Genomic DNA, 22029 nt, shown 5'->3' with positions numbered 1-22029 from the left:
TATTATCCTTTTTTAAGCGTTTAAAAGTGAATTCTACAATATTTAATTAAATACAAAACAACTCTTAAATAATTTATTCATTTAAATTTGATTTATATAATTTTTTCATTAAATTTAGACTATTTTGAGCTATTTGTGTTACAAATTTAGCTTTTATAATATTGTTGAGTAGAGATTACACATTAAAAAGCTTAAATTTAATATATCTTAAATATAGTTTTTAAGTGGCTTTTGTAAGTAAATTTGGTTTATATTTGATTAAAATATCTATAATTTGGTAATTAACTAGCCAAATTTGGATTAAAATTTCTGTTAATTTCAGTCAAATGAAATTAAAAACTATGTATAATTTCGTAACATAATTTTAAATTTAGGATCTATTTTGATTGATATATCTTTAATAATGCTAGGTGCGGGAAGCTCTACAAGGTTTGGATTGCCTGTTAAAAAGCAGTGGCTACGCACCGGTGATATCCCATTGTGGCTAAAAGCGACTAGAAATATAAGCTCAAATTATAATTTTAAAGAGATTATTGTAGTTAGTAATGAGTGCGAATATATGTCTAAATTCGCTACTAATATAAAATTCGTCCAAGGTGGCGCCACTAGACAAGAGAGCCTTAAAAACGCTCTTAATCATATAAATAGCGATTATGTTATGGTAAGTGATATAGCTAGAGTGGATATAAGCCAAGCTCTGATAAAGCGGTTGATAGATGATGCGAATTTGGCTGATTGTATTGTGCCAGTTCTAAAAGTCAGCGACACAGTTGCTTATGGTAGTGAGTATATAAATAGAGATGAATTAAAGCGAATTCAAACCCCACAACTCTCCAAAACTGCGGTATTAAAAAAGGCTTTAAATAGCGACAAAATTTACACAGATGATAGCTCGGCTATCGCTGCTACCTGTGGTAAGGTATGGTATATTGCTGGTGATGAGAGAGCTAGAAAACTAACATATAAAGATGATTTGAAGCTTATAAATCTTGATCCACCTTCATCTGATATATTTTGTGGTAATGGCTTTGATGTCCATGCCTTTTGCGATGGTGATCATCTGAATTTAGGCGGTGTGAAGATAGAATTTGATAGAGCTTTTAAGGCTCATAGCGATGGCGATGTAGCTATACACGCACTTTGTGATGCGATCTTAGGGGCGGCTAGCGCGCCTGATATTGGGCAGTTGTTTCCTGATAATGATATGAAATTTAAAGGCATTGACTCTAAAATTTTGCTTGAAAGGAGTGTGGATTTCATCCGTTCTATTGGATTTGAGATTGTAAATGTGGATTTGACTATCATTTGTGAAAAGCCTAAAATCTCTCCATATAAAGATGAGATGGCTCAAACCTTAGCAAGCGTGATGGGTATAAATAGATTTAGAGTAAATATCAAAGCCACAACAAGCGAGAAATTAGGCTTTACAGGGCGTAGCGAAGGGGTAGCTGTGATAGCAAATGCGAATTTAAAATATTTTGATTGGACTAGGATATGAGAGTTTTAATAGTAGAAAATGAAATTTACCTAGCTCAAAGTATCGCTAGCAAGTTATCTGAATTTGGCTATAGCTGTGAGATTGCTACTCATACATTTGAGGCTTTAAGGGATGATAAATATGATGTAGTTTTGCTCTCTACTAGCTTTGGGGCTAATGAATTTTACAAAGTTATACAAAATCATAAAAATTCAATTATAATTTTATTAATTAGCTACATTAGCTCTGATACCGTGCTAAATCCTATTAAAGCTGGGGTGAGTGATTATATCCAAAAGCCATTTATGATAGAAGAGCTTATTAGAAAGATTAAATTTTTTGAGTCTTTTAAGCGATATGAGACCTTAAATGAAACTTACCGCATTATGCTAGAATCAGCCATGCTAAGCTATAAGCCTTCAAATTTAGATCTCAAAAAGATTAAGCTACCATTGATTATTAGCTCTAGTAAAATTCAAATTAGCGATGGATTTGTCTTTGCTTATGCTCAAGATAGCGGATTGAATTGTAAAATAGTAGATGCTAAGACCTTATTTGATATCAAGGATTTATTGCCAAAGAGCTTTATATATGTTAGAAATATAGATGAGTTGAGTTTAGAAGCAGGGGAAGAACTATTAGATTGTTTGCGTAGTGTGCCTACTATTATCCATAGCAAAAATGAGCATACCGGATATAATTTTATGGTATTAAATCACTCTCGTACCACTACTATGACTGATATTTTATCTATTGATGAGTATGTTAAACAGATGATTTTATTGTATCAAGATATATTGCCAGATACTGAAATTTCCAAAAAGCTTGGAATATCACGCAAATCAATATGGGAAAGAAGAAAAAAGCATGATATCTATAGACAAAAATAATGTAATAAATATCAATCAAGACACATACGGCACACTATGCCTAATCAAAAATCAAATTCTAGGCAAATTTAAAAGACTAATGGACGCTAGTGAGGCCAAAAGCGTCTATCAAACTGGATATTTCAGAGGTGAGCCTATGCCATATGCTTATACCTTTGCTCCATTTGGTAGGCGAAATCAAGCTATAATTAGATCTATAGAGCAAGGTCAAAAGCTAGAATTTGCTCTAAATGGCAATATAGTAGGGCATATGATAGTCTCATCTGTTTATAAGCTTGAAAATCCGCATAATAGCATATTTGCTGCTAGAGAGATTGAACTTGATGAAGATAATAAAACAGGTAAATACGCAGTTAGCGGCGAATTTGAAATTTATGATAATAATTTAGCTAAGATTAAAGAAAATGTTCTAAATAGAATAAAGGAAAATAATTATCAAAAAGTAACCGCCCTAATGCTCACAGCTGATCCATTCCACAGACTTCATGAAAGGCTAGTGAGAATGACTATTGATAAGGCTGATATCACTATAATTTTTTTGATTTGTACCCTTGAAAATAGACGAAATTTGGATTTTAAATTAAGGCTAAAAACCTTAGAATATTTCGTAAGCAATTTCTTGCCTAATGAGCGTGTGGTTATAGTGCCTTTTGAAAATACCTATCTATTTAGCAATCATATAAATCCAGTTTTGGAGTGCTTAGCCGCTTATAACTTTGGTGCGACGAAGTTAGTAGTAGGGCAAAATCACGGCGGTATCGGAATGTTTTATGATCATAATCAACCAAATACAATCTTAGATAGTGTAACAAAAAATTTGGATATAGAGCTTATAGTTATGCCTGAATTGGTCTATTGTAATCAGTGTAGAACGATTGTGAGTATCAAGACTTGTCCGCATGGTCAGCACCATCATATCAAGTATAAATCCGATACCCTAAAAGAGCTTTTATTTAGTGGGATTTTGCCGCCTGCGATTTTAATGCGAAAGGAGATTTCAGCTATGATATTAAGCACGCTATTTCCAAATAGATTTGAAAATTTCCAAAAAATTTGTAATGATCTATTCCCTAATGTTGGGTTATTAGAAGATCGCACTCAAAATGATTTTTATCTAGATTTAATGGGTTTATATCAGACTACTTCGCTTACATAAGGATGAAAATGCAAAAGCTATTTGTAACATTTTTTTACTCTGGATTGCTAAGGCCAGCACCTGGGACTTGGGGTAGCTTGGCTGGGAGTATAGCAGGCGTGGCGATATATTATTATATCGGGCTTGAGACGCTATTTATGGCTAGTATATTGCTATTTTTGGCTAGTATTAGCGTGATTGACTCTTATGAGGCTAAAAGTGGCACACACGATGATAGCTCTATAGTCATTGATGAGGTTGCTGGTGTGTGGGTGGCAATATCTATAGCTTTATCTAGCTGGGAGCAGTTTGGGGTGGATAAATTTGGATGGGTTAGTGTGATTTTGGCTTTTGTCTTTTTTCGAATTTTAGATATTACTAAGCCTAGTATCATTGGTAGGCTAGATCGCAATCTCAAAGGCGGCCTTGGTGTAATGAGTGATGATATGGTAGCGGGGGGATTTGCTGGGCTTATCACCGCTGCAGTTGTGGCTATTTTGGTTAAATTTGGTTTAATTATTTAGTGAATTATTAAAGCAAATTTGATAGGTTGATGATATATCGATATTTAATTTTGAGTTTATAAGGGATTTTATAAGCTTTGGATCGCTCTCTCGCTGATTTAGCTGATTTATGCGTTGGGTTTCATCTATTTTAAGAGTGATTAATATATCAGCAAAGTTAACTCTAGTTGCGTTGGCATTGATATAAAAAATTAATTTGATATATGATGGAAGGAATTTAAAAAAGGGCTTGAGATTATCTACTGGATTAGATGGGGGGGGGGTATGGCGTATTTTGGGCCGTATCAAAAAGAGATTAAGGCTCATTACATTATCATCGATAACGGCGATTTGATAGGGCTTAAAGTCGCCAAAACCTTCTTTTCTTATGAATTTGCCAAGGGTGCTTTTGCCGCTTCCGCTTAGTCCTGTGATGGCGATTATTAGGCAGGATTTGCTTTTTAGAATCTCTTGGCAAATTTGATTTAACTCATTAAAAAGCTGAGATTTAGTATATACTATTTTCATTGATTACCTTTGGTTTGAATTTGGCTTGATTATATCTAAAATTAAAATAAATTTGATAAAATACAGGCCAAATTTCACAAAAGAGTAGATATGAATCCGATACTAAATACCGATAGTTACAAAATTTCACACTATTTACAATACCCAAAAGATATTAAATTTATAAGCTCATATATTGAGTCTCGTGGTGGGCGGTGGAATCGCTTGTTATTTTATGGATTACAGATATTTTTGATGGAATATCTAAGCCAAAAGATAAGCTACGATGATATAGATGAGGCTGATGAGTTTATCAAAGCACATGGGATGAAATTTAATAAAGATGGCTGGAAATATATAGTAGAGCATCATGGTGGGGTTTTGCCTTTGGAGATAGAGGCGGTGGCCGAAGGTAGCATTATACAAACTGAAAATGTCCTTTTACAGATTAAAAATACAGATCCGAATTTAGCGTGGCTTGTGGGGTATTTTGAGACGGCGATTTTGCGATCGATTTGGTATCCTGTGGCCGTAGCTACTAATAGCTACTTTTGTAAGCAAAATATCTTACACTTTTTAAAAGAGAGCGGAACACCTGAAAATATCGATTTTGCCTTACATGATTTTGGTGCTAGGGGGGTTAGTAGCTTTGAGAGTGCCGGTATTGGTGGGAGCGCTCATATGGTGAATTTCAAAGGCTCTGATACCATCACAGGCGCACTATTTGCCAAAAAATATTATGGTGCGGATATGGCGGCATTTAGCATACCAGCTAGCGAGCATAGCACGATGACTTCATGGGGCAAGGATGGGGAATTTCAAGCTTATGAGAATATGGTACAAAGCTACGGCGATGGGACTTTTGCTTGCGTGATTGATAGTTATGATACCTTAAATGCTATTGATTTGTGGGGAAAACTCTTTGATAAGGTTAAAAAGCTAGGTGGCAAGGTGGTGCTTCGCCCAGATAGTGGCAATCCTGTGACAATGGCTAGTGAGTGTATAGAGAAGATGATGAGCCTAGCAGGATATAGTATAAATTCCAAAGGCTATAAGATCTTGCCAGATCATATAAGGCTTATATATGGCGATGGGATAAATCCACAAAGTATAGAAGATATCTTAAATGAGCTTAAATTTAGAAAAATTAGTAGCGATAATATTGTCTTTGGTATGGGCGGGGCGTTGCTTCAACACTTAAATAGAGATACTCTAAGGTTTGCTATGAAGGTAAATGCCGTAAGTAGCGATGGGATAAAGTGGAGAGATGTATATAAAGATCCAGTTACAGATCCCAAAAAACGCTCAAAATCAGGTCGCTTAGCACTCATTAAAGAGAATGACCTATATAAAACTATAAGATTTGATGAGCTAAATGGTAGGCAAAATTGGCTAACTAAGGTATTTAAAGATGGCGAAATTTTACGCAAATTTAGCTTTGATGATATCAGGGCTAGGGCTAAAGAGTATGATTAATTTATAAATTTAAATAAAGGATAAAAATGCATAGAAAAAAGATATATAATCCAGCTTCCAATGAGACGCTAAGTGATCGTAAGGTTTTTAATGGCAATCCGCATGGAATTTTGAATTTCACAAAGGCCAAATATACTTGGGCGCTTAAACTTTGGGATCTTATGGAGGCAAATACTTGGTTTCCAAAAGAGGTTGATACTACTGATGATGTGCGGGACTATGCTTGTAATCTCACAGCAGCTGAAAAGCGTATGTATGATCTAGTGTGGAGTCAGCTTATATCTATGGATAGTTTTCAGACAAATAACCTAGCTGATAATATCAATCCATATATAACTGCTCCTGAGATAAATGCGGTTTTGGCTCGTCAAGCCTATGAAGAGGCAAATCACTCTAAAAGCTATGCTGTGATGGTAGAAGCGATCTGTGATAATACAGATTTAATCTATGAGATGGAGAAGCATGATGAGGTTTTAAGGCGTAAAAATGATTATATTTCAAGTGTTTATGAAGAGTTAGCCGGAGAGGTGACTGATGAGAAACTGCTTCTAGCTATGGTGGCAAATCAAATTCTAGAAGGGGTATATTTCTATAGTGGATTTACAGCAATTTATGCGCTAGCAAGGGCTGGAAAGATGCTTGGAAGCGCTCAAATGATAAGATTTATCCAAAGAGATGAGATAACTCATTTGCTATTATTTCAAAATATGATAAACTCAGTTCGCAAGGAGCGTCCGGATCTATTTACAAATGAGATTGAAGCTAAAATTTATGAGATGTTTCAAAAGGCTGGAGAGCTAGAGATAGAGTGGGGAAAATATATCACACAAAATCAGATAATGGGCTTTACAGATGATATAATAGATCAATATATCAAATATCTAGTTGATGATAGGCTAACTTCAATAGGCTTAAAGAGAATATATAATGTCGCTCATCCGATAAAATGGGTTGATGATTTTGCTAAATTTAATGACCAAAAATCAAATTTCTTTGAAAGCAAGGTTACAAATTATAGCAAAGGTAGCCTAAGCTTTGATGATTTCTAATCTCATAGCTTATAATCTAAATTCCATTGGAGCGATCAATAGAGCTAGTGAGTTGTGTAGCTTGGCTGGCTCTTTAGATAGCGGAGATTTAGCACTTTGCTCTGAGCTTTGTGTGAGTGGATATGAGAGCCTTGGGGGTGAATTTGAGCGTGATTTGGAGCGGAATTTAATCAGCTCTTTAAAAAATGGGGCTTATCTTGGATTTAGTAGAATTTATAATGGATATAATGAGTTTATTTGCTTAAGCTCTAAAGGGGCGGAGTTTAAGCAAAATAAATATAAGCTTTTTAAACCAAATAACGAAGATAAAATCACACTAAAAGGGAATTTAAATGATATTAAAATTCACCATATCAATGGGGTTAAAATAGGGGTTTTAATCTGCTTTGAGCTGCGTTTTATAGAGCTTTGGACTAGATTGATGGGGGCTGAAATTATCTTGGTTCCTGCTATGTGGGGTAAGGGTAGAAAGCGTGATTATATGGTGCTTTGCGAGGCCTTAGCCTTACAAAATAGAGCCTATGTCGTTGCGTGTAGCGATATGGATTTGAAATTCAGATCCATATTTACGCCCAGTGGCAAAAGAGGCGAAAATATGAAATTTGATATAAATTTGATAGATAAATTTAAAAATTGGATAAATTATGGATAATTTAGAAAGAGTAAAATGCCAAACAATGAGCGATGAGATTGCTAACTTAGTAGAGCTTAGTCCGATGGTTTATAATGCGTTTAGCAATACGCCTAGGACGCCTTTTGTGCCAGTATCGATAAATGCTTTTAAGCTTGATGCTCATCCTATTGGTGGTAATCAATGGATTAGCTCACCTCTAACTGTGGCGAAAATGACAATGGCGTTAAAAGCTGAAAATTGCGATAATATATTAGAGATTGGCTGCGGTAGCGGATATCAAGCAGCGATTTTGGCTAAGATAGCAAGGCGTGTTTTTAGTGTGGAGAGGATCGAGGCGTTGGCAAATTCGGCTAAATCTTTGATGAAAAATTTAGGGATAAATAATGTATTTATACGATTTGATGATGGGAATTTAGGTTGGCGAAGCTATGCGCCTTATGATAGGATTATACTTAGTTGCTTTTGCCAAAGTGTGCCTGATAGGCTATTTGATCAGCTTAAAGATGATGGAATTTTAGTTGCGCCAGTAGCTAAGGATAATAAACAATATATCACACAATATAAAAAATCAAATGGCCAAATCATCAGCCAAATTTTAGATGAGTGTGTATTTGTCCCGTTGCTTGATGGAACAGAGCAGAGATAAAAAAGGAAAAAGATGGAATTTAAAGATTTATTAGCGAAATTTAGAGCCAAAAGCAAAGATGAAAGAGCCAAAGGGACAAAATTTGAGCTCATATCAAATCTAAGTTATTAAAATTATTTTTAATATAATATCTTAGAATTAAAGGGTTATAATTATCTAAAGTATCATTATAAGTATGATTATCTATCTCTTTACATTCATTGAAAATAAAAGGTCTACCGCTAATTTTAGAAATTGTTTTACCATCTTTTCCAAACATAGGGCTGCCTAATTTGATTTCACTTTCATCGCACATTATCAAATAATAATCTCCACTTTTAGTGGAAAATGTTATAGCTTCTTGATTGAACTTTTTGCCCGCATTTATTAGATCCTGTTTTAATTTACCTGTATCGTTAATATCTATAACTATGAACGACATTTCTTTAACAGTTTTTTGATCACCACTCGGTGTGGTTGCTTCATAAGTCCCTTGTATTTGTGTTACAGCGTAGCCGTTGGCTAACAAATAATTTTTTAATTTCTTATTATTTTCTTGATTTTTAGTTTTAGTATTTTCGCTGCGATATGCGCTGATAGTGCCAGAATCGTGTTCTGTGTAGTGTTTGTATAGTCTAGATTTAGAATCTATTTCAATATTTTCGATGCTTTTAATATTTTCAATATTTTTAAAATTTTCAATAGTTTTAATATAATCTCGAAATTTCACATTCAGCTCCTTTTTAATTGATTTTTAAATTATAATGAATTCAACTTAAATTAGATTATAAAAATCTCTGAAATCAAGAATAAATATACAAAAAAGTAGCTGTGCTTACTCTTGCGTAGATTACATTTAATCTACCATCATCGCCTTTACCAAGTATTTTATAGACATCTCATCGCTACATTTGTAGTATCCGTTTGGGACTTTTTTCTACTCTTATTTTTCTATTTTTAATATATTTACAAAGAGCAACACGAGATATTTTTTATAATTTTAAGACTTCGTTTGATTTCATTGTCTATTTCTTTGTTTAGGAGATTTTTAAGTAAGAATTACAAAAAGAATATCTTTTAAATCATCTTTTGATATGTAATTTTCGGCAATCTTAATAACTACATCTTCCATTTCAGTATAATATCGATTTGGACAATCTAAGCCATTTATTTTAGCAAAATGACAACCAAGATAAATTGCAGTTCTTTTGTTGCCATCTAAAAAGGGATGAAATTTTACACAAGAAAAAATTATATGAGCCATTTTATCCAAAAAAGTTGGATAATAATCATCATTTTGTATCTGATCTAATGCTGAATTTAGGTATCCTATTTGAGTTTTATTGTATCCTTCTAAACCACCTATTTCACGAATTATATCATCGTGAAAATCAATAGCACATCGCAGATCAAAATAATACATTATTTATCTTTTAAACGCATAAATACGGCTCTAATTTCTGGGTCTTTTAGTTTTTCTAATCCATATTGTCTAGTTTTTTCAAACTCTTCACGAGTAATCATACGAGATGTTTTTTTACTTTTTTTCTCAACATTTTTTTGGGTATTATTTACATTATTCATTCTGTCTCCTTATTAGTTTGATTATTATATATTTTTAATATTTTAAAATTACTTATATGGAAAATTATATTATGGATATTTGAGCTATACACAAAAGTGGTTTAAAATTTATAATTTCTAATGTAATTTAAATGAATTTAAGCGAATTTAAAGTGATAAAAAGTGATAATTTTAATTATTAGGCAAAATTATTTATCATATTTTTAAGGAAAATTCGTGAAAAAAATCTCAAAAATCACGCTATCATTAGTTTGTGCTTCTGTTTTATTATCAGCTACAAATTCTCTAGCACAGGCCAATGATAAGGTTTATAGCGTTATAAATCTCCATAATGCCAAAGCAGAAAATCCAAATATAAATGGCGCTGGCGTGGTAATTGGCGTTGTAGATAGCGTATTTAATACTAAAAATCCAATAATCCAAAACAAATTGATAAATTCGATAAATAACAGCATTGACCCAGATCGCTTCTCAGGTAGTGATAAGATTACTATGCTTCACGGCACTCAAGTATCATCTCTCATAGTGGGTAATAGTAGCGATCTAATGGGTGTGGCAAATGGTGCGACATTCTACGGCCTAGCATATCTAAATCCAAGCCCATTATACACAGGCGATATAAAAACCGATATCCAAAAAATGATAGATAGTGGCGTAAAAGTGATAAATCATAGCTATGTTAGCAATGGATTTGCTCTTATAAATCGCAAATGGGATAATGGCCTAGAGCCCATAGTCCCAAATCAACAAAATAGCCAAAATGGCAGCGCTATAAGCTACGATGAATTTCAAAAGCTCACACAAAGCGATATAAGTTTGCAAAGGGCTCAAGCCTTAGCCGAGCTATCCAAAGAGCAAGGGATATTAAATATCGTTGGCGTAGGAAATGATGGTTTTAGCTCACCTAGAGCGAATTCTGTTTTGCCAAGTTATGATGAGAGCTATCGTGGGCTTTTGGCTGTTGGGGGCTTGAATGCTGATAAAATCACTATCCAAAATGACAAGATAACAATCGGTAAAATCACTGATGATGAGTGGAAAGCCGCAGCCGATAAGTGGAGCGCCGGCACAGGCGATAAAAGCAAGGTAATCCTAAATGAGCTAATTAACAAGCAAGGGATCTATACTTATAGCAATTTTTTTAAAGGCGGAGCGTCTCTTTATGGCATTATGGCGCCGGCTCAAAACATAGTAACAGCTAATGGTAGATATGGCTATACATATTATGATACTGATAGCAAGAAGATAAAAACAGACCTAACCACCACTATCACAGATTCTGGGACTAGCTTTGCTGCTCCACTTGTGAGTGGGGTGGCAGCTTTGGTAGAGCAGAAATTTCCATTTTTAAATGGCTCACAAATCGGCGATATCTTGCTAACTACGGCTAATAAAAATGTAGAGACTCCAAATTTAGTAGTAACCAAAAATGTCGGCAAAACTGGCTCGGCTGAATTTTATAGCATTTTTTATATCGATAATGAAGTACCAAAAGATGGTAGCGGCGGTATAAACTGGGAGCAAGTAAAAAAAGATTTAAAGGATGCTGGATTTAAAGCAGATGAAAATGACAATGGTGTAGCAGAATATATCATAAGCAATCTATTAAAAAGTGAAGCCGATGTGAATAACAGTCTTAAAGCAAATTCAGTAGCAGTGGTGAAACTAAGCAAAGAAGATTTCATAGGTAGCGGTATTTTAGACGCTAGGAAGGCTCTAAAAGGCTTAGCAGCGCTAAATATAAATCGCCTAAATCCTAGTAATATTGAGAGTTTTGATAATAAATATTATGGATTTTACACCATCGATACAAAGGGGCTAAATGGCACCTTCACAAATAATATAGATGAGATAAAATGGGATGATAAATACCATCTAAATGACGCTACAAACTCCCTTAAAAGCGATAATAGAGTAAATGCGGATTTATCCACTTTACAAGCTGGATTTATCAAAACTGGTGATGGGAATTTGAAATTTAGCCAAAATACTCTAAATTATTATGGTCCTACGATAGCTCGTGGCGGGATTTTGGAATTTGATAGAGTAACAGCGGAAAATTCAGCTCTCTATGCTGATAATGGCGGTCAAATCCTAATATCAGGCGAAACTAACGCCAAACAAAATCTATACGCTATCAATGGCGGTGAGGCTAGAATAATTGGCAAATTAACAAATGGTGATATTTTTGCTAGAAATCGTGGTTTGATTAGCGGAACTGGAACCATAGCCAAAAATCTCACCAATGAAAGCGGTATTGTGATGCCTGGTGGCGCCAGGCAAATCGGCGTTTTAAATGTAAATGGTACATACACTCAAAACCAAAATGCAAGCCTACACATAAATTTTAATAACCAAGCAAACTCAGATATCATCGCTACAAACTATGATATCAAGGGCGGAAATTTGGTTTATATCCCGCTTAGCGGGGAGTTTTTCAAAACTGGACAAGAGATTAAAATTGATTTTGATAAGCTTAGTGAGAATGGAAATTTAGATAAATTTACTAATATCTCAGTCCTAGATACAAGCACTTTAAATTTCAAGCTAAAAGATAATAACACAATAGAAGTAAATGTCAAAGAAGGAGCCTACATACCTACAGGTGGTTTTACAATGGTAGGTAATTCTCTTATAGAGATTAGAAATTCAGCGAATTTAAGCCCAAAATATCAACAATTCTTTACAGAATTAGATACAACAAGCAATAATCGTAAAAAAGAAATTCTATCAAGTGTAAATTCAAAAGATATCTCAAGATCCGCAGGAGAAGCTGCGACATTCACAGGTAGAACTTTAGGACAACAAACATTGCCATTTACAACTATTCAAAGTGGCGCTACAAAGGTCGCTACTATAGCTAAGAATTCGAAATTAGCTCTCATAAATAGCGATATGACTGATAGTATGGTCTATGATATCTTAGAGAGTTATAACGCAGCTTTGAGTAAAAGCGAGATTTTAAGTAGGGTTTCATACTCATATTTTAAAGGCGATGACTATAATATCGATACATATTCTGTGAATTTAGGTACCAACAAATGGGTAAGCGATGATGTGAAATTGGGTGCGTTTTTGAACTATTCTCACCAAAAAGGGGATTATGAATTCTCAGATATTAAAAGCGAGTTAATATCTGTGGGTTTAGCTGGTTTAAAAGATTTTGGCGATTTTAATTTAATAGCTAGTGTGGATGTCGGTATGGGATTTAATGATACGAGTCGTTATATCCTAACCTTAAGTGATGAGCTAAAAGCCGATTATAAGAGCTATTTTGTCTCAACTGGGCTTGGTCTATCAAAAGATTTTGCGATAAATGATAGCTTTGTTTGGACGCCAGTATCTATGCTAAATTATATATATTCTAAGCAAGATGGATTTGAAGAGAGTGGCGGTATATTGGCTAAGGGGTATAAAAATATATCTATAAATAGCTTAAATTTAAGTCTAGGTGGCAATATAGCTTACAATATCGCTACCCAAAACAATCTTTTTGCTACTTTAAATGGCTTTGCCTTTTATACAAGGCGATTAAATAGCGATAGTTTTAGTAGTACAGAGTATTTTGTAGATGCTAAAAATAATCTCTGGACACAAACAACTAAGCTAAATACCGATAGCGTCTATTTTGGTGCTGATGCCAATATCGAAAAGGGTAATAAATTTATAAACTTTTTAGTCTCAAGCGAGATAACCAAAGATGAATATAGCGTAAATACTGCTATTAGGGCTGGGATTAGATTTTAAGAGTGAAATTATAATTTTATGAAAAGCAATAAGTGGAGAAAATTGGCGATAAATTATAAGAATTTATCGCTACCGGCCTTTAAGCTTGGAAAACAAAATTTAATATCCGCTGATCTATATAAAAATATAATTTATCGCTGTTTTGATGAGTTTAAATTTAAAAATCAAAAAAGATTATCTAGCAAGGATTTTAACGCCTCTTATATGGAGGCTAGGGCTTTTAGTGCTTTGCGATATAGGGGTGAGGTGGCGAATTTGGATAGTAGGATTATATCTTATGCTTATGAAGAGTTGCTTTTAAATCCTACAAAAGAGTATAAGATTAGCTATTATAAGAATTTAGATGATAGTTATACTATCTTTGTGATTGATATGGAGCTAGCTTTAAATGGGTTAAAAAATAGCTTAAAATCTCTACCAAATATCGATATTATAATACCATCACCATTGCTGATGAGTGGATTTTATAGTAGTGGATTGGTGGATAAAAGCAAGGTAGATTGCTATATATTTTTGGATCAAAATGAGAGTTATATGAGCTTTTATAAAGATGGCGAGTATATATTTCATCATCCTATTATTACTGATAGCCTAGCTTTGATAGCTGGGGCGAATTCTTTTGAGCTTAGTATTAAGGCTATAAATCAAAATATAGATAAATTTGATGAGTTTATCAAGATGAGTATCGAGACTCTAAAAAGCATAGCAAATATAGATAAAATCATCCCACAAAGAGTGTTTTTAAGCTCATTTCTTGGGGATTTGAGTGAGCTAAATAGAGAGCTTAGTAATCATCTAAATATCAGTGTAAATGGGTTTAGCTTTTTGGATAAATTTGACGGTAAAGAGGTTATAAACTTAATGATTGCCATATATGCCAAAGAGCTAATCTCTAAGCGATTAAAAGCAGATTTTAGGGTATTTCAAAGAGCTAAACCACTACACCAAAGAGCCGATGGAAAGCTGATAATTAGCCTTGTAGCTGGCGCTATGCTGGGGATGATATATCCTATTTATATGCTTATTTTGGCGCTTAATTTGGATTTAAAAAGAGAGATTTTAAAAGCAGATTTAACCACGCAAAATGCTAGTTTAAATAGCTTAAATAGTGATTTAGCACTCATAAATAACCAGTTAGAAAATCTATTAAAAGATAAGCAAAATATAAAAGATAATATAAATCTAAATTTAAGCAAAATAGATAAAATATCAAATAAAATTAATAACCAAAATTTAGCCATAATCCTATCAAATATCACAAAATCAATGCAAACGCACTCTCTAAAAGCTAGAGAAATAAAATTATAAAATCAAAAATTAATCATCTCAATAGTATCACCAAATACTAAAAATATAAATGATTTTATAAAGGCATTTGAGAGTATCGCTGATATATCACAGATAGTTAGTAATAAAAATTTATTTGAATCCAATATTACAATAGGGCTAAAATATGGAATTTAACTCCCTATTAAATAATCGCAGCAAAAAAGAGCAATATATGATATTTATGGGTAGTTTTTTGGTGGTTTTTTATCTATTTTATCTTAGTTGGGGATATTTTGATAAGTTATATTTTAAGGCTTTAATGAGATATGAAAATGAGCTAAATAGCTATCTAAGCACGAATTTACCAACTCAAATTCAAAATCAAATAGACCTATCTAGCCAAAAACTCCAAAATAGCAAAACCGAGCTAAATCAGCTAAAGATTGAAAATGAGTTTTTACAAACTCACGCTATAAATCTAGCAAATCAAATATCCAAATTTAGTTCAAATAGCGAAATTCTAGCCTTTATAGACAATAAATCCAACACCAGCGGTATCAAAATATCCAAAATTCTCCCAAATCAAATATCTAATGATAGATTGTATGATTATAATATATCTTTTAGCTCTACTTTTGATTTAGCATTGATATTTATAGATGAGTTAGAGGGGGCTTGGCTTGAGATTTCACAGGCTAGATTTGAGCCTTATAATAGTGAAATTCGCTTGATTTTAAGGGATTTTAGATGAGAATATACGCAAGTATTTTAGTGCTAGTTTCTACTATATATTCTCAAGATTTAAATATCAAATACAAATATATACTAGATTTGTATAATAAATTTAACACAAGGGCAAATTTAGCTGATATTAGCTCACCATTTTTCATATCACAATCCCCACAAACCACCATGGATACACCAAATTTAAATTTAGAAGCCATCATAGAAAATAGAGTCAAAATCAACTCCAAATGGTATGAAGTCGGCAAAGAGTATGATGATCTATATATCTTAGAAATTAATGGTTTAACTGCTAGAGTTTTACACCAAGATCAATATATAAATTTAAAATTTATAAAAAGCAGCGTTGATGTTGAAGTTTATTAATATAATTTTGCTTTTATTTGCTATAAATTTAAGCGCCAATGAGTGTAAAAACAAAAAATTAGATATGAGCCTAAATCCATCTATAACCTCATATGAGATTTTAACCCAACTAGCTGATATATGTAAATTTAGCATTGTTTTAAAGGACGCAAATACCACAAAAATACTCAAATCCCCCACAACGATGATTAACATTTCACGCCTAAACCTAGATGAGATAATCAAATTTATAGCCGAATCTAGCGCCCTTAGTTATAAATTTAATGATAATATATTAAGCCTATCATTTATCCAGACTAAAACTTTCAAAATAGATTATATAATCTCATCACGCCAAGGCCAAGCCATCACCAAAGCTTCGGTGGATTCAGCGCCCATAGAGATATCCCAAGAGTATCAAAACAACCAAAATTATGATGAAAATAGCCAAGAAAATATTATTAAAACTACAGAAAAATTTGATTTTTGGCAAGATTTAGCCATAGAGCTTAAAGCGATATTAAATAGTCATAACGACCCTTTTGTCGCCCCAATGCCTATAATCAACAGGGCTGCTGGCCTCATTCATATAACCGGCACAGAAAATCAGCTTAAAAGGGTTGAAGAGTATTTGGATCTACTCTCATCAAGGCTAAAAAGACAGGTTTTAATAGATGTCAAAATCATCTCTGTAGATCTAGATAATAGCTATACAAAGGGGGTTGATTGGAGTAAATTTGAACTTGGATTTAACACCTATTTAGATGATAAAAGCCCATCTAGACTAAGCTTTTATAAAGGCACTACGCAAAATCCAGCTCACAGCTTACGAAATATTTCGGGTGGATTTATTGTTGGTGGGAATTTGAGTTTGAGCTTAGATGGAGTTTTGAATTTCTTAAATAGCAATGGCAAAACTCACATAATCTCAAGCCCTAAAATCACAACGATGAATAACCAACAAGCCCTAATCTCTGTAGGTGATAATATAAATTACAGAATCGCCGAAGATATCACCAATAACGAAACCAGCCAAATCACCAAAACAACTTACAAGCAACACTCTGTATTTGTGGGAATTTTGCTAAATTTACTTCCTGAAATTAGCGAAAATAACCGCATAATGCTAAGGATAAATCCTAGTTTAAGTAGCTTTAAATACTCAGCCGATGATACTAAGCAAGATTTGCCACGAGTCATCGCCCCAGACACAATGCAAAAGAAGCTCTCCACAGTAGTAGAAGTAGCCAGTGGCGATAGCATAATTTTAGGCGGATTAATAGCCAAAACCCTAAGCAATGAGATAAATAAGGTGCCAGTTTTAGGCGATATTCCACTGCTTGAGTATCTATTTAAAAGCGACAAGCAAATAGAGAAAAAAAGCGAGCTAATCTTTATAATCACGCCTATTATAATGGATAGCTCACTACCACCAAATGCCCTTGGATACGATGAAATATGAATGAGTTAATATCCAAGCTTCAAAATTTTGATTGTGAGTTTAGTCAAATAGCTAGGGAATTTGGCCTTAGTCAAGATGAGATTTTTGATATTTTGGTGAGTAAATTTGATTTTGAAGTGGCGGATATGGAGTTTGTAGATTACTCTTTGGCTGAGAGTTTGCCACTTGATATGATGATGAAATTGGAGCTTTTGCCTATTAAATTTGAGCTAAATATAATCCATATCGCTATGAAAAATCCCCTTAATATAGCTACAATTGCTAAGCTTAGAAATATCTATAAAGATAAGATTGTCAAGCTACTGATTTCTCACCCAACCACGATGGATAGGCGACTTGCTAAACTGCCTTTGTATTATGGATTAAATGAGATAATATCGCTTATAAGAGTTCAGATAAATGCCAAAAATTCAAATGACGATAGTGCCGTTTTAAGATTGATTGATAAAATTTTGCTAAATGCCATAGAGCTAAACTCAAGCGATATCCATATCGAGCCAACTAGCAAGGCATCTAGCATTAGAGTGCGTGTAGATGGGGTTTTGTGCGAGTTGTTTGAATTTGATAAAGATATATATAATAGCTTAATTGGTAGGATAAAATTGCTAGCAAATTTGGATATTGCTGAACATAATAAGCCTCAAGATGGGAGATTTAGCTACTTTATAAATGATAGAAAGATAGATTTTAGAATCTCCATTTTGCCAGTTATTGGCGGTCAAAGCGTGGTACTTAGGATACTTGATACGCATAAGATGATTGTAAATTTACAAAATTTAGGCTTAAATGAGTTTAATTTAAATTTGCTCAAAAGATCAATATCTAAAAGCTATGGAATGATATTAGTCACAGGCCCAACAGGCAGCGGCAAGACCACCACCATATACTCGGCTCTAAATGAGCTAAAAGGCACTACTAAAAAGATAATAACAATAGAAGAGCCAATAGAGTATCACCTAAGCCACTTACAGCAAGTTTCAGTCGGTAAAATCAGCTTTGAAGACGCCCTTAGAGCTACTTTGCGCCAAGATCCTGATATCATAATGATAGGCGAGATTAGAGACCATCAAAGCCTTCGCACAGCCCTTAGAGCATCTCTAACAGGCCATTTGGTGCTATCAACTCTTCATACAAATGATGCTATAAGCGCTATAGATAGGATGACTGATATGGGTTTGGAGCGATATCTTATAAGTGGCTCGGTGATTGCTATAATGGCACAAAGACTAGCTAGAAAACTTTGCGAACATTGTAAGCAAAAAGTTGAGAATAATCGCTATAAAGCTCATGGTTGCCACCACTGCGTAGGGACTGGGTATAGCGGTAGAGTAGTGATAAGCGAGATTTTAGAAATTACTAATGATATATCTTCGCTAATTGCTAAGGGTGAGCCTAGTAAGGCGATTTTACAAGAGGCCTTAAAAAATGGATTTATCCCCATAAGAGATAGCGCTATGGAGCTAGTAGATAAGGGAATTACTAGCTTAGAAGAGGTTTTAAGTATAATTAGATGAAAAAATTTATAGCCAAAATTATAAAAGATGGCACCACTCAAACTCACACCATAAACGCTATAAATCTAGAAAATGCCAAAGATATTTTGTCTAAAAATGGCACCATAATCGAGATTAAAGAGATTAAAGAATATGGATTGAATTTAAGTTTTAAGGCTATTGATGAGAGAATTTTAGCTATTTATATTAAAGAGCTTAGCGCACTTTTAGAAGCTGGAGTGAGCGTGCTTGATGCCTTTAATAGCGTAGCAAAGGGGTGCGATAATCCTAAGCTTAAGCAGATTTTTAATGATATTAGTGCTGATTTAAATGCTGGAGCAAGCCTAGAAAAAGCCTTAAATACGCATAAAGATGAGCTTGGGAGTGTGGTTTTGGCTATGTTTGCCCTAGGGCAAAATAGTGGCAAACTCGCAAGCTCACTATCCACCCTTAGTAATATGCTAGAAAATATCTCTATAAATAGGGCTAAATTTAAAAAAGCAATCAGATATCCCGCCCTTACATTTGTAGCTTTATTAATAGCTTTTAATATACTTATAACGATGGTTATGCCATCATTTAAAGGGATTTTTGATAGCTTTGGTGGGGAGCTTTATTGGGCTAGTAGAGCTATATTGGCTTTAGGGAGCTTTGTGAGTGATTATGGGATTTTGATAGCTTTTGGCTCTGTTTTTGTGATATTTTTGATCTGGTATTTTCATAAATTTAATTATAAATTTCAGCTTAAATTTGATGAGATTATGCTGAAAATTCCACTATTAAAAAGGCTTATTTTATATAGTTTTTTGGCTAAATTTAATCTCATTTTATCTCAACTAATCACCGCTGGAACCCCTATAGATAAGGCTTTAGTCATCTCAAATAGCGTAGTAGATAATAGCTATATAAAGCTTAAAATCAATCAAGCTATCAAAGATATTTATAATGGAAATACCCTAAACTCATCATTTCAAAAGATCGCCATATATGAAAATATCGCTATAGAGATTATAAAAGTCGGTGAAAAAAGTGGCACAATAGATCAGATGTTTGGCTATATCTCAAACTATTATAAAGAGAAATATGATTCTCTCATTGATAATCTTAGTGCTTATTTGGAGCCGATTTTGCTCGTGATTATATCGGTGGCGGTTTTGGTATTGGCGCTTGGGATTTTTATGCCACTTTGGGATATCTCTAATAGGGCTAATTTGTATTAAATTTAGGTTAAATTTATATTAATTTATTTTAATTTAGGGTAAATTATATTAGATTGTTTTAATATATTATTGGATATAATCACAAAAATATTAGGAGTTTAAATGAATAGTAATACGCTATATAATCATCAAAAAGATATTGGTGATGAAGCTTTCATTACTACAAAGACAGATTTAAAAGGCCGCATTACTTATGCTAATAGCTATTTTTTAAATATCGTAAATGCCAAAAATTCAGATCTCATAGGCAAAAATCACAATATAGTTCGCCATCCCGATATGCCAAAGTATGTATTTAAACTACTTTGGGATAGGATAAAAAATAAACAAGAGATATTTGCTTTTGTTAAAAATATAACCTTTGATGGTGGATATTACTGGGTATTTGCCAATGTTACAAGCTCTCTTGATGAAAGTGGCAATATCATAGGCTACTACTCAGTTCGACGCAAAGCCAATCCACAAGCCGTGGAGAAAATCATCCCAATATACCAAAAAATGTTAGAATTAGAAAAATTCGGCGGAATCGAAGCTAGCCAAAAATATATAGCCGATTTGTTAGCTACACACAACACTACATACGACCGCTTTGTCAATGAACTACAAAGAGCAAAAGGATAATAAATGGGTATATTTAGCAAAAAAAGCAAATTTGATGATATTGTTTATAATGAGATAGTAGCAGTAGCATGCGGCGCATCAAAAGGCAAATTAGAAGCTAGAATTACAAATATTGATAATGATTCTAGATTAGTAACTATAGCTAAGTGTATTAATAATCTTTTAGACCAAGTAGAAGCCCTACAAAGAGAGACTCAAAGCAGCATTTTAGCAGCCAGAAGTGGCGATGACTATCGAAATATCTATGTTGAGGGATTTAAAGGAATTTTTAGAAATAACGCAGAATCTCTAAGCGAAGGCGTAACCGGTGTTTTAGAGGGCCAAAAAGGTAGAATTAGGGGGATTTTGAGTCAGAAATTCACAGAGTTAGGTAACGGCACAAGCGGAATGGATGCCGTCCAAAGAGATTTGATAGAGAGTGTAAATGATCTATCTAAGGTTGTTGATTCTAGCAGACAAACAGCAGATATAGCCAAACAAAGCATAAGTAATGTAGAAGAATTAAGCTCAAATTTCAGTGTAATTACCGCAAATAGCAATCAAACTACCCAAAGCATATACCAAAGAGCTACTGATATTAGCAGTATGGTAAATTTGATTAAAGATATCGCAGACCAGACAAATTTATTAGCTCTAAATGCCGCCATCGAAGCAGCTAGGGCAGGCGAGCATGGTAGGGGATTTGCCGTGGTGGCTGATGAGGTTAGAAAATTAGCTGAAAATACCGCCAAAGCCACAGCTGATATAGAAAGCACCGTAGCAATGCTAAGCCAAGATGCCGATGAGCTAAACCGCTCAACTGATATGATAAACAAAGTAGCGCAAACCGCCATTGACAACACAGATAAACTCAAAACCACGCTCCAAAATTTCAGCACAGACTCCGCCACAACAGCTCAAATCTCTGAACTAACACAGAATAAAGCAATTGGAATTCTAACCAAAATCGATCTAATCTTAGCTAAAACTAACGCCTATAACAACGCTCTAAATGACCTAGTTATCACGCCAGAGCAAGAAGCTCACATAGATGAATTACTCAGTGATTGTGATAAAAACTTTGCTAAATTCAAGCCATCGCAAGCGGCTCAACTCAAAGAGGCATTAGAGACTATAGCAAATATTTTAAAAGATAAAAATAGACAAGATATTGATGGATTAGTCCGCAAATTTAACTCAATTGAACAAAATAGTAGCGCAATTTTTAAAAATATTGACAATATCATATCAGACAAAAATTAGGATAGT

20 protein-coding genes and 1 pseudogene are annotated in these 22029 nt (G+C 33.8%); 17 read left to right on the top strand and 4 right to left on the bottom strand.

Annotation, left to right across the window (positions count from 1 at the left end; genetic code table 11):
- The first annotated feature begins 382 nt into the window (after positions 1-382).
- Genes CLAN_RS08050 through CLAN_RS08035 form a run of 4 tightly spaced genes read left to right on the top strand, consistent with a single transcriptional unit; the run spans position 383 to position 4026 of the window.
- Positions 383-1498 (top strand): bifunctional 2-C-methyl-D-erythritol 4-phosphate cytidylyltransferase/2-C-methyl-D-erythritol 2,4-cyclodiphosphate synthase, encoded by a 1116-nt coding sequence (locus CLAN_RS08050; protein ID WP_100591010.1) that lies wholly within the window; start codon positions 383-385, stop codon positions 1496-1498.
- The gene (locus CLAN_RS08045) at positions 1495-2367 is read left to right on the top strand and encodes a response regulator (protein ID WP_096029795.1); all 873 of its coding nucleotides are present in this window, start codon (positions 1495-1497) and stop codon (positions 2365-2367) included. Before CLAN_RS08050 ends, CLAN_RS08045 begins: the two co-directional genes overlap by 4 nt.
- Positions 2345-3523, top strand: coding sequence for a hypothetical protein (locus tag CLAN_RS08040; protein WP_100591009.1), 1179 nt, complete (start codon positions 2345-2347; stop codon positions 3521-3523). Before CLAN_RS08045 ends, CLAN_RS08040 begins: the two co-directional genes overlap by 23 nt.
- Before the next feature lie 8 nt (positions 3524-3531).
- A complete protein-coding gene (locus CLAN_RS08035) occupies positions 3532-4026 on the top strand; it encodes a phosphatidylglycerophosphatase A family protein (protein WP_086234777.1) in 495 nt (164 codons plus the stop codon).
- On the opposite strand, the gene CLAN_RS08355 is transcribed toward CLAN_RS08035, so the two are convergent.
- Complete coding sequence (locus CLAN_RS08355; RefSeq protein WP_197736425.1) at positions 4015-4533, bottom strand: P-loop NTPase family protein; 519 nt, start codon at positions 4531-4533, stop codon at positions 4015-4017. The genes CLAN_RS08035 and CLAN_RS08355 overlap by 12 nt on opposite strands.
- Before the next feature lie 90 nt (positions 4534-4623).
- Between CLAN_RS08355 and CLAN_RS08025 the strand changes: the two genes are divergently transcribed.
- Genes CLAN_RS08025 through CLAN_RS08010 form a run of 4 tightly spaced genes read left to right on the top strand, consistent with a single transcriptional unit; the run spans position 4624 to position 8317 of the window.
- Positions 4624-5988 (top strand): nicotinate phosphoribosyltransferase, encoded by a 1365-nt coding sequence (locus tag CLAN_RS08025; protein WP_096018216.1) that lies wholly within the window; start codon positions 4624-4626, stop codon positions 5986-5988.
- A 26-nt stretch (positions 5989-6014) separates the two neighbouring features.
- Positions 6015-7037, top strand: coding sequence for a ribonucleotide-diphosphate reductase subunit beta (locus CLAN_RS08020; RefSeq protein WP_096013729.1), 1023 nt, complete (start codon positions 6015-6017; stop codon positions 7035-7037).
- Positions 7027-7689, top strand: a complete 663-nt coding sequence (locus CLAN_RS08015; RefSeq protein WP_100591008.1) for a carbon-nitrogen hydrolase family protein — start codon at positions 7027-7029, stop codon at positions 7687-7689. The genes CLAN_RS08020 and CLAN_RS08015 overlap by 11 nt, the downstream gene beginning before the upstream one ends.
- Complete coding sequence (locus tag CLAN_RS08010) at positions 7682-8317, top strand: protein-L-isoaspartate(D-aspartate) O-methyltransferase (protein WP_096013727.1); 636 nt, start codon at positions 7682-7684, stop codon at positions 8315-8317. Before CLAN_RS08015 ends, CLAN_RS08010 begins: the two co-directional genes overlap by 8 nt.
- An 88-nt stretch (positions 8318-8405) precedes the next feature.
- On the opposite strand, the gene CLAN_RS08005 is transcribed toward CLAN_RS08010, so the two are convergent.
- The 3 genes from CLAN_RS08005 to CLAN_RS08330 all read right to left on the bottom strand — a co-directional run bounded on the left by CLAN_RS08005 (position 8406) and on the right by CLAN_RS08330 (position 9880).
- Positions 8406-9026, bottom strand: coding sequence for a hypothetical protein (locus CLAN_RS08005; RefSeq protein WP_100591007.1), 621 nt, complete (start codon positions 9024-9026; stop codon positions 8406-8408).
- A 318-nt stretch (positions 9027-9344) separates the two neighbouring features.
- On the bottom strand, positions 9345-9719 hold the full coding sequence (locus tag CLAN_RS08000; protein WP_096013724.1) for a type II toxin-antitoxin system death-on-curing family toxin: 375 nt from the start codon (positions 9717-9719) through the stop codon (positions 9345-9347).
- The gene (locus tag CLAN_RS08330) at positions 9719-9880 is read right to left on the bottom strand and encodes a hypothetical protein (RefSeq protein WP_167368958.1); all 162 of its coding nucleotides are present in this window, start codon (positions 9878-9880) and stop codon (positions 9719-9721) included. The genes CLAN_RS08000 and CLAN_RS08330 overlap by 1 nt, the downstream gene beginning before the upstream one ends.
- A gap of 216 nt (positions 9881-10096) precedes the next feature.
- Between CLAN_RS08330 and CLAN_RS07995 the strand changes: the two genes are divergently transcribed.
- From CLAN_RS07995 to CLAN_RS08505, 9 genes and pseudogenes are all read left to right on the top strand, one after another.
- Positions 10097-13627 carry a S8 family peptidase gene (locus CLAN_RS07995; RefSeq protein ID WP_100591006.1) on the top strand — a complete coding sequence of 1177 codons (3531 nt, stop codon included), beginning with the start codon at positions 10097-10099 and terminating at the stop codon, positions 13625-13627.
- Positions 13628-13669: 42 nt separating this feature from the next.
- Positions 13670-14935: a hypothetical protein gene (locus CLAN_RS07990; RefSeq protein WP_147525236.1), complete on the top strand. Its 1266-nt coding sequence runs from the start codon at positions 13670-13672 to the stop codon at positions 14933-14935.
- A 145-nt stretch (positions 14936-15080) separates the two neighbouring features.
- Positions 15081-15647 carry a hypothetical protein gene (locus CLAN_RS07985; protein WP_100591004.1) on the top strand — a complete coding sequence of 189 codons (567 nt, stop codon included), beginning with the start codon at positions 15081-15083 and terminating at the stop codon, positions 15645-15647.
- Complete coding sequence (locus CLAN_RS07980) at positions 15644-16006, top strand: hypothetical protein (RefSeq protein WP_100591003.1); 363 nt, start codon at positions 15644-15646, stop codon at positions 16004-16006. Before CLAN_RS07985 ends, CLAN_RS07980 begins: the two co-directional genes overlap by 4 nt.
- Entirely contained in the window at positions 15990-17447 is a 1458-nt protein-coding gene (gene mshL, locus CLAN_RS07975) for a pilus (MSHA type) biogenesis protein MshL (RefSeq protein WP_096018208.1), read from the top strand. The genes CLAN_RS07980 and mshL overlap by 17 nt, the downstream gene beginning before the upstream one ends.
- Positions 17444-18961, top strand: a complete 1518-nt coding sequence (locus CLAN_RS07970; RefSeq protein ID WP_100591002.1) for a GspE/PulE family protein — start codon at positions 17444-17446, stop codon at positions 18959-18961. Before mshL ends, CLAN_RS07970 begins: the two co-directional genes overlap by 4 nt.
- On the top strand, positions 18958-20160 hold the full coding sequence (locus CLAN_RS07965; RefSeq protein WP_100591001.1) for a type II secretion system F family protein: 1203 nt from the start codon (positions 18958-18960) through the stop codon (positions 20158-20160). Before CLAN_RS07970 ends, CLAN_RS07965 begins: the two co-directional genes overlap by 4 nt.
- A gap of 102 nt (positions 20161-20262) precedes the next feature.
- Positions 20263-20781, top strand: coding sequence for a PAS domain-containing protein (locus CLAN_RS07960; protein WP_096013716.1), 519 nt, complete (start codon positions 20263-20265; stop codon positions 20779-20781).
- A gap of 567 nt (positions 20782-21348) precedes the next feature.
- Positions 21349-22023: pseudogene (locus CLAN_RS08505) on the top strand (methyl-accepting chemotaxis protein); the annotation flags it as partial.
- Positions 22024-22029 lie beyond the last annotated feature (6 nt).

The organism is Campylobacter lanienae NCTC 13004 (assembly GCF_002139935.1).
GTDB classification, from domain to species: Bacteria; Campylobacterota; Campylobacteria; order Campylobacterales; family Campylobacteraceae; genus Campylobacter; species Campylobacter lanienae.
Note: the sequence above shows the minus strand (reverse complement) of the source record. Positions and strands in the feature narration are given on the sequence as shown.

Excerpts from the sequence above, each read along its gene's own strand:
- CLAN_RS08045 (WP_096029795.1), top strand. The coding sequence starts at position 1,495 with ATGAGAGTTTTAATAGTAGAAAATGAAATTTACCTAGCTCAAAGTATC.
- CLAN_RS08040 (WP_100591009.1), top strand. The coding sequence starts at position 2,345 with ATGATATCTATAGACAAAAATAATGTAATAAATATCAATCAAGACACA.
- CLAN_RS08035 (WP_086234777.1), top strand. The coding sequence starts at position 3,532 with ATGCAAAAGCTATTTGTAACATTTTTTTACTCTGGATTGCTAAGGCCA.
- CLAN_RS08355 (WP_197736425.1), bottom strand. The coding sequence starts at position 4,533 with ATGAAAATAGTATATACTAAATCTCAGCTTTTTAATGAGTTAAATCAA.
- CLAN_RS08025 (WP_096018216.1), top strand. The coding sequence starts at position 4,624 with ATGAATCCGATACTAAATACCGATAGTTACAAAATTTCACACTATTTA.
- CLAN_RS08020 (WP_096013729.1), top strand. The coding sequence starts at position 6,015 with ATGCATAGAAAAAAGATATATAATCCAGCTTCCAATGAGACGCTAAGT.
- CLAN_RS08015 (WP_100591008.1), top strand. The coding sequence starts at position 7,027 with ATGATTTCTAATCTCATAGCTTATAATCTAAATTCCATTGGAGCGATC.
- CLAN_RS08010 (WP_096013727.1), top strand. The coding sequence starts at position 7,682 with ATGGATAATTTAGAAAGAGTAAAATGCCAAACAATGAGCGATGAGATT.
- CLAN_RS08000 (WP_096013724.1), bottom strand. The coding sequence starts at position 9,719 with ATGTATTATTTTGATCTGCGATGTGCTATTGATTTTCACGATGATATA.
- CLAN_RS08330 (WP_167368958.1), bottom strand. The coding sequence starts at position 9,880 with ATGAATAATGTAAATAATACCCAAAAAAATGTTGAGAAAAAAAGTAAA.
- CLAN_RS07985 (WP_100591004.1), top strand. The coding sequence starts at position 15,081 with ATGGAATTTAACTCCCTATTAAATAATCGCAGCAAAAAAGAGCAATAT.
- CLAN_RS07980 (WP_100591003.1), top strand. The coding sequence starts at position 15,644 with ATGAGAATATACGCAAGTATTTTAGTGCTAGTTTCTACTATATATTCT.
- mshL (WP_096018208.1), top strand. The coding sequence starts at position 15,990 with ATGTTGAAGTTTATTAATATAATTTTGCTTTTATTTGCTATAAATTTA.
- CLAN_RS07970 (WP_100591002.1), top strand. The coding sequence starts at position 17,444 with ATGAATGAGTTAATATCCAAGCTTCAAAATTTTGATTGTGAGTTTAGT.
- CLAN_RS07965 (WP_100591001.1), top strand. The coding sequence starts at position 18,958 with ATGAAAAAATTTATAGCCAAAATTATAAAAGATGGCACCACTCAAACT.
- CLAN_RS07960 (WP_096013716.1), top strand. The coding sequence starts at position 20,263 with ATGAATAGTAATACGCTATATAATCATCAAAAAGATATTGGTGATGAA.